The following is a 14,306-nucleotide window of genomic DNA, read 5'->3' on the forward strand; positions in this document are numbered from 1 at the left end:
ATCGGTGGCACGCTGTTGTAACCCCGCGACCGCCGCCGCACCGATAGCGAATTGGTACTAGTCCCGCGGCGACGCCCGGCGTTCTAGACTTCGGCGCGATGCATGCCGCCGGCAAACTCCGCACCACCCTGCCCGCCCTGCTGCTGGTGGTCGGCGGCATGCTGGTGGCGATGTGGATGGCCTGGCGGCTGGCCGGCGACAACGCGATGCGCAGCGAACAGGCGCAGGTGCAACGCCAGTCGGACCTGTACGTGCAGGCCCTGCAGCAACGCATCGACCGCTACCGCACGCTGCCGCAGGTGCTGGCGCTGGATCCGGAACTGCGCGCCGCGGTATCCGCGCCGCTGGACCCGGCCCGCCGCGATGCGCTCAACCGCAAGCTGGAGCAGGCCAACAGCGTCACCCGCTCGTCCACCCTGACCCTGATCGGCGGCGACGGCGTGGCGCTGGCGGCCAGCAACTGGCAACTGCCGACCAGCAACGTGGGCCAGGATTACGCCTTCCGCCCTTACTTTCGGCAGGCGATCGCGCGCGGCGAGGGCCGCTTCTACGGGATCGGCGTGACCACCGGCGAGCCCGGTTACTTCCTCTCGCAGGCGATCCGCGACGACGCCGGCCGCGCCGCCGGCGTGGTGGTGATCAAGATCGAACTGGCCGCGCCGGAACGCGAATGGCTGCGCACCCCCGACATCGTGCTGGTCAGCGATGCCCACGGCGTGGTGTTCCTGGCCAGCCGCGAGGCCTGGCGCTACCGCAGCCTGCGCCCGCTGGACGCCGCCGACAAACGCGAACTCGACGCCTCCCGCCAGTACGCCGGGCAGCCGCTGCTGCCTTTGCAGGCGCAACTGCTGCGCGAGTTCGCGGACGGCGCGCGGCTGGTCCGCCTGCAGGCGCCCGCATCGCCAGGCCCGGTGCTGTGGCAGACCGCCGACCTCGAACAGGAAGGCTGGCAACTGCACCTGCTGCACGACACCGGCACGGTCGCCAGCGCCAGTCGCAATGCTGCGCTGGCCGCGGGTGGTGCCTGGCTGGCGCTGGCCTTCCTGGGCCTGTTCGTGCAACAACGCCGGCGCCTGACCTTGCACCGCCAGCGCAGCCGCGAGGAACTGGAAACCGTGCTGCGCCAGCATGCGCAGGAATTGCGTACCGCCCAGGACGGCATCGTGCAGGCCGCGCGCGATGCCGACGGCGGGCTCAGCCGCAGCCTGGAGCACCTGCCGCAAGGCGTGGTGATCATCGATGCCGAGTTGCGCCTGATGGCATGGAATTCGCGCTACGCCGAGCTGTTCCGGTTCCCGCCCGACCTGCTGCAGGTGGGCCGCCACATCGAGGACCTGTTTCGCCACAACGCGCGTCGCGGGCTGCTGGGACCGGGCCCGGTGGAAGACGCGATCCAGCGGCGGCTGGACCACCTGCGCAGTGGCAAGCCGCACCTGCGCGAGAGCGAGAAGGACGACGGCACCGTGCTCGAGATCCGCGGCAATCCGCTGCCGGAGGGCGGCTTCGTCACCAGCTACGCCGACATCACCAGCTACAAGAACGCCGCGCGCGAACTGCGCTCGCTGGCGGATGCGCTGGAGCACCGCGTCGACGAACGCACCCGCGACCTTGCCGCGGCGACCGCCGCCGCCGAGAACGCCAACCGCTACAAGACCCGCTTCGTGGCCGCCGCCGTGCACGACCTGCTGCAACCGCTGAACGCTGCGCGGATGTTCCTGTCGGCCCTGCGCGGGCGACTGGGCGACGAGGCGCAAGCAGTCGCCGCGCATGCCGAGAACGCGCTGGCCGCGCAGGAATCGATCCTCAACAGCCTGCTGGACATCGCCCGCCTGGAAGCCGGCAGCATGCAGACGCGAGTGCGCGATTTCCGCCTGGAGCCATTGCTGGATGCGCTGGGCCACGAATTCGGCATCCTCGCCGCCAGCCGCGGGCTGGTTCTGCGGCGGGTTCCGATCCGCGCGGTGGTGCGCAGCGACGAAGCGCTGCTGCGCCGGATCCTGCAGAACTATCTCTCCAACGCGATCCGCTACACCCGCAGCGGACGCATCGTGCTCGGTTGCCGCCGCGATGGCGATGCGCTGCGCATCGAAGTCCACGATCAGGGACCCGGCATCCCGGACAGCCTGCAGGGCGAAATCTTCGAGGAGTTCCGCCGGCTCGACGACGGCGTGGCGCACGACCGCGGTGCCGGCCTGGGCCTGGCCACGGTGGAACGCATCGGCCGCCTGCTCGGACATCGCATCGGCCTGCGCTCGCAACTGGGACGCGGCAGCATGTTCTCGGTGACCGTGCCGCGTGGCGATGCGGCGCATGTCGAGGCGACCACCATGGCATTGGTGGATGCGAATGCAGACTCCTCGCTGCGCGGCTGCCGGGTTTGGTGCGTGGACGATGACCCGCGCGTGTGCGAGGCCACCCGCGCGTTGTTGCAGCGCTGGGACTGCGAGGTGGTGCTCGCGGCCGGTGCCGGCGACGCGCTGGCGGCCGCGCAATCCGGCGATGCACCCGACTTGCTGGTGCTGGACGTGCTGCTGGACGGCACCGACGGCCCTGCGCTGTATCCGCAGCTGTGCAAGCGCTGGCACGCCACGCCGCCGGTGGTCCTGGTCACCGCGGAGCGCGACGAATCCCTGCGCGAACTGGCATCGGACAAAGGCTGGGGCTTCCTGACCAAACCGGTGCGGCCACCGGCGCTGCGTGCGCTGATGACCCAGTTGCTGTTGCGCCGCACGCGCTGAGCGTCGCGCCTACAGCACCACTTCCGGTTCCAGCGCCTTGACCAGCACCGCGGCCTGGGTGCGGCTATGGCATTCCAGTTTTTTCAGGATCGCGGTGACGTGCACTTTCACCGTGTTTTCGGCCAACTGCAGTTCGTGCGCGATCTGCTTGTTGAGCAGGCCATCGGCCAGGCACAGCAGCACGCGGAACTGCTGCGGGGTGAGCTGCGCCAGGCGCGCGGCCAGGCGCGCATCTTCCTCCGAGCGTTCCGCGGTCAAGGCCGGGAACCAGGTCGCACCCTCCAGTACCGCGGCGATTGCCTGGCCGATGGTCTCCGCCGGCGAGGACTTGGGGATGAAACCGGAGGCACCGAACTGCTGCGCGCGGCGGATCACCCGCGGATGGTCGTTCGAGGAAATGATCACCACCGGAACTTCCGGGCGTGCACCACGCACGTGCAGCAATGCGGAAAAGCCGCGCGCACCCGGCATGGCCAGGTCCAGCAGCACCAGGTCCACTTCCGCGCGCGCGTCCAGCATGTCGCCCAGCGTGGTCGCGCTGGAGGCTTCGGTCACCCGCGCCAGCGGGATCGCCTCGCGCAGCGCGTGCACCACGGCGGCGCGAAACAGGGGTGGTCGTCCGCGACCAGAATCTCGGGCGCATCGATCGACGTCATTGCGGCATTCCGGAAACGGCCATCGGCACGGGCAACCGGCATGATGCATGCGAGCATGCGACGCTGTCGCGCAACCCGCTTGCCACCGACGCACCGGCACAGGACCCCGAACATGCTGAAACTCGATGTCGTCCAGACCGTGGCCTTCGCCGGCCTGGCGCTGTTCGCCGGTTACGCGCTGTGCCGCGCGATCCCGGTGCTGCGCCGCTACAACCTGCCGGAACCCGTGGTCGGCGGCCTGCTGGTGGCGCTGCTGGCGTGGTGGGCGCATGCGCGCGGGACCCAGCTGTTCGAGTTCGACACCACCCTGCAGTCGCCGCTGATGATCGCGTTCTTCGCCACGGTGGGCATCAATGCCAGCTTCCGCCTGCTCAAGGCCAGTGGCGGACCGGTGGTGATGTTCCTGCTGCTGGCCACCTTCTTTGCGGTCGTGCAGAACCTGGTGGGGATCACGGTGGCGTGGCTGTTCGACCTGCACCCGATGTTCGGCGTGCTCGCCGGCTCCGCCACCCTGACCGGCGGACCGGCAACCGGCCTGGCCTTCGCCCCGGACTTCGAGGCCGCCGGCCTGCGCGGCGCGGAAGCGATCGCGGTCATGGCGGCGATGGCCGGCATCGTCTGCGGCGGCGTGATCGGCGGCCCGGCGATCACCGTGCTGATGCGTCGCTACCGCATCACCGGTTCGCACACCGCAGACCCCGTGCCCACGCCGGTCGCCGATGACGTGGAAGGCCGCGTGGCGCACACCGAAACCGACGCCGCCCGCGAGTTCAACGCACTCAAGGCGATCGTGGTGCTGTTGCTGGTGGTCTGGGCCGGCGGCTGGGTGATGAAGGGCTTCGCCGCGATCGGCCTGACCATGCCGGCGACCATCGGCGGCATGCTGGTCGGCGCGCTGATCCGCAACCTCGACGACGCCACCGACTGGCTGCGCCTGCCCGTGCACACGCTGGACCTGATCGGCAACATCTGCCTGGCCCTGTTCCTGGCGATGGCGCTGATGAACCTCAAGCTGTGGGAGCTGGCCGGCATGGGCTTGCCGTTGCTGGTCAACCTGGCCCTGCAGGTGGGCCTGGTGGTGCTGTTCACCATCCCGGTCTTCAAGCTGATGGGCCGCGACTACGACGCCGCAGTGATGGGCGGCGGCTTCATCGGCTTCATGTTGGGCACCACCGCCAATGCGATGGCGGTCATGCGCGCACTGGCGCTGCGCTACGGGCGGCACCGCGCGCCTTCCTGGTGGCGCCGCTGGTGGGCGCGTTCTTCATCGATTTCAACAATGCGCTGATCATCGCCGGCTTCCTCAATTTCTGGCCGTATTGATCCACCCATGTCCGTTCCCTCATCAGCCACGGCGGATGCCGATGTCGCGGTGATCGGTGCCGGCGTGGTCGGCATGTCCACGGCATACGCGCTCGCACGCCGCGGCAGGCGCGTGCTGCTGCTCGATCGCGCGCCCGGGCCGGCGCTGGAAACCTCGTTCGCCAATGGCGCGCAGCTGAGTTACGCCTACACCGATGCGATGGCCGGTCCGGCACTGTGGCAGCAGCTGCCCGGCATGCTCTGCGGCCGCGACCGCGCCTTCCGCACCCGCGTCTCCGCCGACCCCGACTTCTGGCGCTGGGGCCTGACCTTCCTGCGCAACGCGACCCATCAGCGCCTGCAGGAGAACACGCTGGCGACGCTGACGCTGGCACTGGAATCGCGCGCAGCGATGGGCGAGTTGCTGGCGCGCCACCCGATCGACTTCGACCATCGCGTCGCCGGCAAGCTGCACGTCTACTACAACCCGGCCTCGTTGCCGGCAGCGCGCGCGATGATCGAACGCAAGCGGCCATTCGGCGTGCAGCAGCGACTGGTCGATGCCGACGAGGCCATCGCCATCGAACCCGCGCTGGCCGGCGCGCGCGGCATCGCCGGCGTGGTCCATTCGCCCGAAGAGGAAGTCGGCGATCCGTGGCGCTTCGCGACCGGCCTGCTCGACGTGCTGCGCACGCATCACCATGTCGACGCGCGATTCGGCGTCGACCTGCAACACCTGCGTCGCGAAGGCGCGATGTGGCGATTGCAGGCACGCAACGGCGACGACATCCGCGTGCCGCATGTGGTCGTGTGTGCCGGCATCACCAGCAAGTCGCTGCTGCGGCCACTCGGATTGCGCATGCCGCTGATGGCGGTGAAGGGCCATTCGTTCACCGCGCCCTGCGGTGCGAACGCGCCGTCGGCCAGCATCACCGACACCGCGCGCAAGCTGGTGTTCTGCCGGCTCGGCGACAGGATCCGCGTGGCCGGCCTAGCCGACCTCAACCAGTGGGATGCCGCGCCGGATCGCGTACGCGTCGCCGACCTCGTGGCGTTGGCGCGCGAGTCCCTTCCACACGCCGCCGACTACGACCGCATCGAAAGCGACTGGGCCGGCCTGCGCCCGATGACCCCGTATTCCAGCCCGATCATTCGTCGCGCCGCCGAAGGACTCGTGCTCAACATCGGCCACGGCATGCTCGGCTGGACGCTGGCGATGGGCAGCGGCGAACGCGCGGCGCAAATCGTGGTGGAACGCTGATGCAGCAGACTGCATCGCGCGGCAATTCCATGCTCGCACTGTCGGTGTTCGCGCTGGCCTGCCTGCTGCAACTGCCGCTGGCGTTGAATCCCGGCTACTACAGCCACGACGAATTGCAGTGGGCGGTGTACGCCGCAGATCGCGTGCAGGTGCCGTGGCTGGATGCGTCGGCATTCCAGTATCGGCCGCTGACCTTCAACCTGTGGATGCTGCTGTCGCGCGCGCTGTTCGACACGCCGATGCTGTTCCACGCGGTACTGGTCGCCGCGGGCGCGTTGAATGCGACGCTGCTGTTCGCGGTGGGTCGCGGCTTCGGCATGCAGCCGCGCCATGCCGCCGTCGGCGCGCTGGCCTTCGTGCTGTCGCCGTATGCGGTGTACACGCACGGCTGGGTGGGTTGCATCGCGGATGTGTTGTGGGTCGGATCTGCACTGCTGCTCGCGTTGGGCGTGCAACGAATGCAGCGCGCCTTGCCTGCCGCTTTGGCCGGTGCACTGTTCACTGCGACCGCCTTGCTTGCGAAGGAAGCCGCGTTCGCGATGCCGCCGTTGCTTGCTGTGACATGGTGGTTCGATGGTCGCAAGCCGAAATGGCTGTTCGCGATGTTCGCTTCCGGCGCAGTCGCCGCGCTGTATCTCGGCCTGCGCATCGACGTGCTGCTGCATGCGCCGCGCGAAGGTGCGCAGTACACGCTGTCGTTGACGCATGTGCCGCTGCGCTGGCTGGAGTACCAGCTGTTCGCGCCGATCGTGCCGTTGCAGGAAGCCATCACTACCCTGCAACGTCCGCTTCCCGCGCTGGTGGCGGGCATATTCTGGCTGGGCCTGTTCGCCGCGCTGTGGCAGGCGGGCCGTCGCTTCGCCGCGTTGCTTTTGCTGGGCGGCATCGCCGCACTGCTGCCGGTGTTGCCGCTGGCCAGTGCGTGGAATCATTACGCCTGTGGCTTCGCCGCGATCGCCGCGATGACCGTCGCCGCGGCATGGCCACGTGCTACTCGCAACGGGCGCATCGCCATCGGCATGTTCGCCGTGCTCACGTTGCTGCATGGCGGCGCGGTGATGTGGCGCATGCACCAGGTGGGCCGGATCCAGTCGGTGTTCTCGCCGGCGCTTGCCGAAGCGGTGCGCACGCAGTCCGGGGCGATGCCGGTCGTGCTGCGCATCGGCCCCGGCATCAAACCGTGGATCGTGCAGCGCCTGACCCACGACATCCCGCGCTACGACGGCATCGTGATCGGCGACCGCGTGCGTCTGGCTGGCGATGGCGAGGCCGCGGATTACATCGTGCAACCCGATGGCCGCCTGCAGGCGCTGCGCTAGCGCGACACGTTCCGCCGATTGCCGCGAGCGCGCTCAGATATCGACGACGGTTTCCGAATCCATGATCTGTTCCAGGCGGATGCGGTTGGCGAACAGCGAGAACGCCAGCATCCCGGCCAGGCCGTTCGCGCGCGCCACCCACTCCGGCAACCAGCGCGGCGGCAGCAGGTCGCCGCTGTCGAACAGGGGCTCGAAGCGCTGCACGTCGGCCAGGGTCATCTTGCCGGCGAACAGCATCCGGCACAGGCGCAACTTGCGGTGCTTCAGCGCCCAGCGGAAGAAGGTGTGCACGCCGATCAGACCACGCAGGTACACCGTGTCCTTGGTGAACGCGCTGCCGCCGGTGGTCGGCACGCCGCGGAACACCCGCTGCGCCGAGGTAAAGCTCTCCACCCGATCCTGCCCCGCCTCCTCGAAGTAGCGGAACACCTGCAGGAAGTCGGCACCTTCCAGCGCCATCGCCACCGCTTCGATGCGCAGGCTCACCCGCTTCATCCGCTCGATGTCGATGCTGCCGGTGATCTGCTCGGCGAACACCGCCAGTCCTTCCTGCGTCGCGGTGGTGCGCGGCGAGGACAGCGCCATGCTGGGCAGCACGGTCTGCTGCTGGCCATTCAACGCGGTCAGCGAATGCACGAAGGCCTCGTGCTGCAGCAACTGGTGGCGGTCGTAGTCGGAGAACGCCGCACCGGCGCGCAGGCGGATCCGGTTCGGGCCGGCCGCGGCCTTGGCGATGAGGTCGGGATCGAGCTCGACGACGATCACTCGCGCATCGAAGTAGTCGTCCAGCGCCGCCTGCAACTGCATCGCCAGCGAGGTCGCCGAGATCGCCACCTGTTCCGATGGCGCCAGCAATTCCAGGTCGAGTTCGTTGGCGATGGCGATGAAATGATTGGCCGCTTCGCGCGTGGTCGCGCCGCCCGGCAGGGTGTGTTCCGGCTTGCCGAACAAGGCCACAGACAATTCGGTGACGCGCGGGGTGCCGAGATTCTCGAGCAGTTCCGCGGCCAGCCCCCAGCTATGCGCGGACTCGATCAGGTAGATACCCAGCGGATGCGCGGGATCTGCGGCAGCGGCGATCGCGTCGAACTCGCGGCGCGCCTCGCCGAAATCGTGCTTCGGATACTGGAATGCCGGCAATGTCGCCGTGCCGCGCGCCTCGGCGGCAAGAAACGTCTGCTGCTCGCTGGCCGGCCAGCTCACCAGGCTGAGCAGGCGGATCGCACGCGCCGCGCGCGCCATTCGCGCGTCGAGCATCGCGTGGTGGGCGATGTCCGGGCGCAGCGGTCCAGTGGTGGAATCAGCCGTCATGCTCGTTGTTGATTCGCCGGCTTTGCGGCTTGCCCTGCGGGCGCGGGCCGGACTTCTGCGCCAGACGCACGGCCAACGTGTTCGCGGCACCGGCGACTTCGCCGCTGAGCTTGAGGAAGTTGGCGACGCGCTGCGCATCCACTTCGCCCGACTCGATCGCCGCACGCACCGCGCAGCCGGGCTCTCTCAGATGCTTGCAGTCGTTGAACTTGCACTGCGCGGCCAGCGCTTCGATGTCGGCGAAACTTTCGGCGACGACTTCCTCGCCGGTCGGCTTGAGTTCGCGCATGCCCGGCGTGTCGATCATGCAGGTGCCCGACGGCAACGCGATCAGCGCGCGATGGGTGGTGGTATGGCGGCCACGATCATCGCTTTCGCGCACCGCACCGGTCTTCATCCGTTCGCTGCCGAGCAAGGTGTTGGTCAGCGTCGACTTGCCCGCGCCGGAACTCCCCACCAGCACGATGCTCTGGCCTTCGCCCAGCCAGGGCGCAAGTGCACTCGCGCTGTCGCGATCCTTGGCATTCAACGCCAGCACCGGCGTGCCGAAAGCGCGCAGTTCGTGCAACGCGGCCTCGACATCGGCACTGTCCTTGTCGGCCTTGGTCAGCACGATCACCGGTTGCACGCCGCTGCCGCCCACCAGCATCAGATAGCGTTCGATCCGACGCGGATTGAAATCCGCATCCAGCCCGCAGACCACGAACACGGTATCGATGTTGGCGGCAATGACCTGCTGCTTGTAGTGCTCGCCGGCCGCGCCTCGCTTGATCGCGGAGAACCGCGGCAGCAGTGCGACGATGCGCAAGGCGTTCGGTGCTTCGCCTTCGACCAGCACCCAGTCGCCGACCGCGGGCCGCGATTCGGGATTGATCTCGCCCTTGCGATAACTGCCGGCGCGTTGCCATTCCGGCAGCGACTCCGCGCGATGCGCGACATCGATCGCCTCGGACACCGCATACCCGCTGCGATGCTGCTCGGTGATCCGCGCGGGGCGCGCATCGGGATGGGCCGCCATCAACGCGGCCCAGGCCGGATCGAGGGTCGGCGGCGTCCAGCGCCAGCCGATGGCCTGCAGGGGGTTCATGCGCTTGGGGATGCGGTCATGCCGGGATTCTAACCATCGTCGCTAGTGGCGTCGGGCGGTGCGGGCAGGATTCGCCGCTCTTTCCAGTCGTCCAAGACTGAAGTCGCGGCCGCGCGCCATCCATGGCGCGCTCGAACCCTGCCCCACCGCCCAACGCCACTGTCATGCAACGGCGAGACCGTCGGGGTAAGCGGGGAATTCGAGCGGCGCAGCCCGCGAGCCCGCGAACGCACGTAGGCATGCAAGCCGACGGGCCGGGGCGAAGCGGCATTCGAGCCGCCGAGCGAACCCCCGGCGGTAGGTGCCGGCGCTGCGGGGAACCCCTGTTTCCGCTAGGCTTGCAGCCTTGTTTTCCAGCCCTCAGCCGCGATGTCGTCGTTCAACCCCCGCCACAAGATCGCCACCCGCACCCGCCTCAGCGAAGTCCGCTACGAGATCCGTGGGGAGCTCGCTCGCCGCGCACGCGAGCTGGAGGGCCAGGGCCGCAGCCTGATCAAGCTCAACATCGGCAATCCCGGTGCGTTCGGGTTCCGTGCGCCGGACCACCTGCAGCGCGCGATCGCCGACCACATCGCCAACACCGATCCCTACACCCACCAGCAGGGCCTGCCGGAGGCGCGCGAGGCCATCGCCGCCTTCCACAAGGCCCGCGGCACGCCGAATGCGTCGCCGGAGCGCGTGTTCGTGGGCAACGGCGTCAGCGAGTTGATCGACATCTCCCTGCGCGCCCTGCTCAACCCTGGCGAAGAAGTGCTGCTGCCGTCGCCGGATTACCCACTGTGGAGCGCGGCCACCATCCTCAACGATGGCCGCCCGGTCTATTACCGCTGCGATGAAGCCAACGGGTTCCTGCCCGATCCCGAGCAGATGGAAGCGCTGGTGTCCTCGCGGACCCGCGCCATCGTGCTGATCAACCCGAACAACCCGACCGGTGCGAACTATCCGCGCGCGTTGCTGGAGCGGATCGTCGCGATCGCCCAGAAGCATCGCCTGCTGCTGCTGGTCGACGAGATCTACGACGGCATCCTCTACGACGATCACGTGTTCCAGCCGGTCGCACCACTTGCCGGCGACCTGCCCTGCATGACCTTCAGCGGGCTGTCCAAGGTGCATCGCGCCTGCGGCTGGCGGGTGGGCTGGGCGGTGCTGAGTGGGGACCCGATGGCCTGCGGCGATTTCCACCACGCGATGGACCTGCTCGGCGCGCTGCGCCTGTGCGCCAACGTGCCGGGGCAGTTCGCGATCGAGCAGGCCCTGCATGGCACCGACACCATCACTCCGCTGTGCCAACCCGGCGGACGCCTGTATGAAACCCGCCGCGCGCTGATCGAAAGTTGCGCTGCCAGTCCGCATCTGTCGCTGGTCGCGCCGGCCGGCGCGCTCTACGGTTTCCCGGCGGTGGTGGGTGATGCCGCCCGCGGCTTCGACGACCATGCGTTCGCGCTGGAAATGCTGGAAACCGAGGACGTGCTGCTGGTGCCGGGCTCCAGCTTCAACGTCCCCTACCGCAATCATTTCCGCGTCACCCTGCTGCCGGAAGCCTCGGTGCTGCGCGAGGTGTTCTCGCGCATCGACCGCGTGCTGGAACGGCGGGCGGTGACGGCGACCGGGCAGCGCAGCGCGGTGGCGTGACCCAGCTCACCTACCTCGCCCTCGGCGACAGCTACACCATCGGCGAGGGCGTCGATGATGCCGGCCGCTGGCCCGTGCAACTCGCTGCCGGGTTGCGCGCATCCGGCATCGCCATCGACGATCCACGCATCATCGCCACCACCGGCTGGACCACCGACGAACTCTCGGCAGCGATGGATGCCGCAGAACCGCTCGGCGAATGGGAGTTCGTCTCCCTGCTGATCGGCGTCAACAACCAGTACCGCGGGCGCTCGGTGGACGACTACCTGGGCGAGTTCACCCGCCTGCTGCAACGCGCGATCGCGCTGGCCGGCGACCGTGCCGGCCGCGTGCTGGTGCTGTCGATCCCGGATTGGGGCGTGACCCCGTTCGCGTTTGCGGGCGGGCACGATGCCCAGGCGGTCGCCGATGACCTGGATGCCTACAACGCCGCTGCCCGCGAAGCCTGCGATGCACATGGCGTGGCCTTCGTCGATATCACCACGATCAGTCGCGATGATGGCGGATCCGTGGCGATGCTCGCCGATGACGGCCTGCATCCATCGGCAGCGCAATACGCGCGTTGGGCGGATGCAGCGTTGCCGATGGCGATCAGGCTGCTGGGTGGAGATGGGGCGTAAAATCCCGGTTCCCGCATTCGGAACACCTCCATGTCCCTCGACCCCGCCGTCCGCGCCCGCATCGATTCGCTGCTGGCCGCCAATTCAGTCGTGTTGTTCATGAAGGGCAATCCGAACGCGCCGCAATGCGGCTTCTCGTCCAAAGCCGTAGGTGCACTGGACGCGACGGGGGTCGAGTACGCGCACATCGACGTGCTGTCCGACCCCGAGATCCGCGAAGGCATCAAGGCCTACGGCGACTGGCCCACCATCCCGCAGCTGTACATCGGCGGCGAACTGGTCGGCGGTTCCGACATCATCCTGCAGATGGCCGGCAGCGGCGAACTGCATGCCGCGCTCGGCGTGCCTGCGCCGGATCGCACGCCGCCGACGATCACCATCACGCCCGCGGCCGCGGATCTGCTGCGCAAGGCGATCGACGATGCCGGCGACGGTTACGCGCTGCAGATCGACATCGACAAAGGCTTCAACGCGCGCCTGCAACTGGCGCCGCACGACGATGCCGCCATCGCCAGCGAATCCGCCGGCATCCGTGCGCAGTTCGACCTGGTCAGCGCGCAGCGCGCGCGCGGCCTGGTCATCGACTGGGCCGACGACGAACGCGGCAAGGGCCTGGTGATCGACAACCCCAACGCGCCGCCGAAGGTGCGCAACCTCACGCCCGCGCAGGCCGGCGAACAGGCGCAGGCCGGCACGCTGACCATCGTCGACGTGCGCCCCGCGGAAGAACGCGCACTGGCGTCCATCACTCTCCCCTACGCGACATTCGATGACGGCCCGGACGAGATCGAGGGCTGGCCGAAGGACACCCCACTCGCCTTCCTCTGCCACCACGGCGGGCGCAGTGGGCAAGCCGCTGAGCACTTCCGTGCGCTCGGCTTCACCAAGGTGCACAACGTCAGCGGCGGCATCGAGGCCTGGGCGCAGCTGGATCCGGCAATTCCGCACTACTGATCCCGGTGAGGGCGGGCCTCGGTCCGCCCTGGCTCAGAACCCGCCGCCCGCCTCCAGCCACGCCTGCTCCTCTGGCGTGTTCGTTCGACCGAGCGCGGCATTGCGATGCGGGAAGCGCCCGAAACGAACGATCACGTCGCGGTGCGCGTTCGCGTAGCCGAGCAGATCGGTGTTGCCGAGCGCGGTGAATAGCTCAACGGCGCGATCCTGGTCGGCGATCGCTTCGGAATGCTCGAACGGCATGTAGAAAAAGAAACGCAGGCCTGCGTCGATCTTCGCGTCGTGTCCCGCGTCGATCGCACGACTGGCGACATGCAACGCCAGCGAATCGGTGGCGAAGGCATGCCCGCTGTTGCGGAACACGTTGCGCGGAATCTGGTCGAGCAGCAGGACCAGCGCCAGCGCGGCGTCGGCATCGTCCATCCAGTCGTCGAACTCGCGGCGGGCGGCGGCGAAGTGCGCGTCCAGCCAGCGGGTGCGGCACTCGGCGTCGAAGGCCTCGCCGCCGCGGAACCACTTGGCCATCCCGGCATCGCGCCAGAAGTCGACCAGTTCCGTTGCGATGGCGCGGCTCACTCGTCGAACCTCAAATGCCGCACGGATTTGCCGTGGCGGCGGATCAAGCGCAGCGCCTCGATGCCGACCTTGATGTGGTTCTGCACGTATTCGGCGGAGACCTTGGCGTCGCTGGCTTCGGTCTTGACGCCTTCCGGGATCATCGGCTGGTCGCTGACCAGCAGCAGCGCGCCACAGGGAATGCGGTTCGCGAAGCCGGCGGCGAAGACAGTGGCGGTCTCCATGTCGATGGCCATGCAGCGCATCGCCCGCAACTTTGCCTTGAACTCGGCGTCGTGTTCCCAGACCCGGCGGTTGGTGGTGTAGACAGTGCCGGTCCAGTAGTCCAGTTCCATGTCGCGGATCATCGTCGACACCGCGCGTTGCAGGGCGAAGGCCGGCAGTGCAGGCACCTGCGGCGGCAGGTAGTCGTTGCTGGTGCCCTCGCCGCGGATCGCCGCGATCGGCAGCACCAGGTCGCCGAGCTGGTTCTTGCGCTTGAGGCCACCGCACTTGCCGAGGAACAGCACCGCCTTCGGTTCGATCGCGGACAGCAGGTCCATCATCGTGGCGGCATTCGGACTGCCCATGCCGAAATTGATCATGGTGATGCCATCCGCGGTGGCGCTGGGCATCGGCCGGTCCATGCCGACCACCGGCGCGCCGGTCATCTCGGAGAAATGGCCGAGGTAACCCCCGAAATTGGTCAGCAGGATGTGCTCGCCGAAGCCGTCCAGCGGGACGCCCGTGTAGCGCGGCAGCCAGTTGTCGACGATGTCCTGCTTGCTCTTCATGCGTGCTCCTTCTCGTTGTTATTCCGGGGATATTCCCACGTCACCATGACCTCGGTCATGTGGCGCGGTGCCGCCGG

The 14,306-nt window shown here is 68.4% G+C and carries 11 protein-coding genes and 1 pseudogene; 7 read left to right on the forward strand and 5 right to left on the reverse strand.

Features of this window, described 5'->3' with window-relative positions; translation table 11 throughout:
• Positions 1 to 98 precede the first annotated feature (98 nt).
• A complete protein-coding gene (locus H9L16_RS03545; RefSeq protein WP_187553215.1) occupies positions 99 to 2,738 on the forward strand; it encodes a PAS-domain containing protein in 2,640 nt (879 codons plus the stop codon).
• 9 nt (positions 2,739 to 2,747) lie between these two features.
• On the opposite strand, the pseudogene H9L16_RS03550 reads toward H9L16_RS03545, so the two are convergent.
• Positions 2,748 to 3,394: pseudogene (locus H9L16_RS03550) on the reverse strand (response regulator).
• A 112-nt stretch (positions 3,395 to 3,506) separates the two neighbouring features.
• On the opposite strand from H9L16_RS03550, the gene H9L16_RS03555 reads away from it, so the two are divergent.
• From H9L16_RS03555 to H9L16_RS03565, 3 genes are read left to right on the forward strand one after another with little or no spacing between them, the layout of a single operon-like run.
• The gene (locus H9L16_RS03555; RefSeq protein ID WP_233449408.1) at positions 3,507 to 4,682 is read left to right on the forward strand and encodes a sodium/glutamate symporter; all 1,176 of its coding nucleotides are present in this window, start codon (positions 3,507 to 3,509) and stop codon (positions 4,680 to 4,682) included.
• Positions 4,683 to 4,724: 42 nt separating this feature from the next.
• On the forward strand, positions 4,725 to 5,957 hold the full coding sequence (locus H9L16_RS03560) for an FAD-dependent oxidoreductase (protein ID WP_187553216.1): 1,233 nt from the start codon (positions 4,725 to 4,727) through the stop codon (positions 5,955 to 5,957).
• A complete protein-coding gene (locus H9L16_RS03565; RefSeq protein ID WP_187553217.1) occupies positions 5,957 to 7,276 on the forward strand; it encodes a hypothetical protein in 1,320 nt (439 codons plus the stop codon). The genes H9L16_RS03560 and H9L16_RS03565 overlap by 1 nt, the downstream gene beginning before the upstream one ends.
• Before the next feature lie 33 nt (positions 7,277 to 7,309).
• On the opposite strand, the gene H9L16_RS03570 is transcribed toward H9L16_RS03565, so the two are convergent.
• A complete protein-coding gene (locus H9L16_RS03570) occupies positions 7,310 to 8,587 on the reverse strand; it encodes a flavohemoglobin expression-modulating QEGLA motif protein (RefSeq protein WP_187553218.1) in 1,278 nt (425 codons plus the stop codon).
• Complete coding sequence (rsgA, locus tag H9L16_RS03575; RefSeq protein WP_187553219.1) at positions 8,577 to 9,674, reverse strand: ribosome small subunit-dependent GTPase A; 1,098 nt, start codon at positions 9,672 to 9,674, stop codon at positions 8,577 to 8,579. Before rsgA ends, H9L16_RS03570 begins: the two co-directional genes overlap by 11 nt.
• Positions 9,675 to 10,043: 369 nt before the next feature.
• Here rsgA and H9L16_RS03580 point away from each other — a divergent pair, with 369 nt between their 5' ends.
• The 3 genes from H9L16_RS03580 to grxD are packed head-to-tail and all read left to right on the forward strand — an operon-like array spanning position 10,044 to position 12,880.
• Complete coding sequence (locus tag H9L16_RS03580; protein ID WP_187553220.1) at positions 10,044 to 11,306, forward strand: pyridoxal phosphate-dependent aminotransferase; 1,263 nt, start codon at positions 10,044 to 10,046, stop codon at positions 11,304 to 11,306.
• Entirely contained in the window at positions 11,303 to 11,926 is a 624-nt protein-coding gene (locus H9L16_RS03585; RefSeq protein WP_187553221.1) for an SGNH/GDSL hydrolase family protein, read from the forward strand. The genes H9L16_RS03580 and H9L16_RS03585 overlap by 4 nt, the downstream gene beginning before the upstream one ends.
• 30 nt (positions 11,927 to 11,956) lie before the next feature.
• On the forward strand, positions 11,957 to 12,880 hold the full coding sequence (gene grxD, locus H9L16_RS03590) for a Grx4 family monothiol glutaredoxin (RefSeq protein ID WP_187553222.1): 924 nt from the start codon (positions 11,957 to 11,959) through the stop codon (positions 12,878 to 12,880).
• A gap of 33 nt (positions 12,881 to 12,913) precedes the next feature.
• Here grxD and H9L16_RS03595 read toward each other — a convergent pair whose 3' ends face one another.
• Positions 12,914 to 13,405: a DUF924 family protein gene (locus tag H9L16_RS03595; RefSeq protein WP_187554027.1), complete on the reverse strand. Its 492-nt coding sequence runs from the start codon at positions 13,403 to 13,405 to the stop codon at positions 12,914 to 12,916.
• Positions 13,406 to 13,452: 47 nt separating this feature from the next.
• Positions 13,453 to 14,229 carry an AMP nucleosidase gene (locus H9L16_RS03600; RefSeq protein WP_187553223.1) on the reverse strand — a complete coding sequence of 259 codons (777 nt, stop codon included), beginning with the start codon at positions 14,227 to 14,229 and terminating at the stop codon, positions 13,453 to 13,455.
• Positions 14,230 to 14,306 lie beyond the last annotated feature (77 nt).

This window comes from Thermomonas carbonis (genome assembly GCF_014396975.1).
GTDB classification, from domain to species: domain Bacteria; phylum Pseudomonadota; class Gammaproteobacteria; order Xanthomonadales; family Xanthomonadaceae; genus Thermomonas; species Thermomonas carbonis.